The following is a 902-nucleotide window of genomic DNA, read 5'->3' on the forward strand; positions in this document are numbered from 1 at the left end:
CAACTGGTGTTCACGGATACGAGCGCGGGCAACCAGTACCTGAACGGTTTGCAGGGCGTGAACAACCGGATCGTCGGGGCGGCGGGCGATACCCTCAGCGCCGGCAACCTGAACGATACGATCACGGCGGGCAAGGGCAATACGCAGAACGCAGGGGTGGGCGTCGATACGTTCATCGTCGGCAAGGGCCTGGGGCTGGTGACGCTCAACGAGGTGCCGAACAAGTCGGTCGGAGAAAATCATGACGTGGTGCAGCTGGGCGCGGGCATCGTGGCGGCGGGCACGCAGGTCACGCGCGACTTGCAGAACAACCTGATCCTGGGCTTCGGCGACGGCGACCAGTTGAAGATCACCAGCTACTTCAGCCAGAGCGCGAACCGGCCGGCGATCGTGTTCGCCGACGGCACGAACTGGAACTACGCGACGATCACGGACCAATTGGTGTTCACGGATACGAGCGCGGGCAACCAGTACCTGAACGGTTTGCAGGGCGTGAACAATCGGATCGTCGGGGCGGCGGGCGACACCCTCAACGCGGGCAACCTGAACGACACGATCACGGCGGGCAGGAACAATACGCTGAATGCCGGAGTGGGTATCGATACGTTCATCGTCGGCAAGGGCCTGGGGCAGGTGGTGTTGAACGAGACGTCGAGCAAGTCGGGCGGCGAGAACCAGGATGTCGTGCAACTGGGCGCGGGCATCACGGCGGCGGGCACGCAGATCACGCGCGACTTGCAGAACAACCTGATCCTGGGCTTCGGCGACGGCGACCAGCTGAAGATCACCAGCTACTTCAGCCAGAGCGCGAACCGGCCGGCGATCGTGTTCGCCGACGGCACGAACTGGAACTACGCGACGATCACGGACCAATTGGTGTTCACGGATACGAGCGCGGGCAA

1 protein-coding gene is annotated in these 902 nt (G+C 63.3%); it reads left to right on the forward strand.

All coding sequences use genetic code 11. From position 1 onward, the window contains the following. The coding region (locus AC1RQF_RS33370) for a calcium-binding protein (RefSeq protein WP_492874398.1) at nt 1-902 on the forward strand (902 nt) is incomplete at both ends.

It is taken from the genome of Burkholderia sp. GW821-FHT14F03, assembly GCF_058803765.1.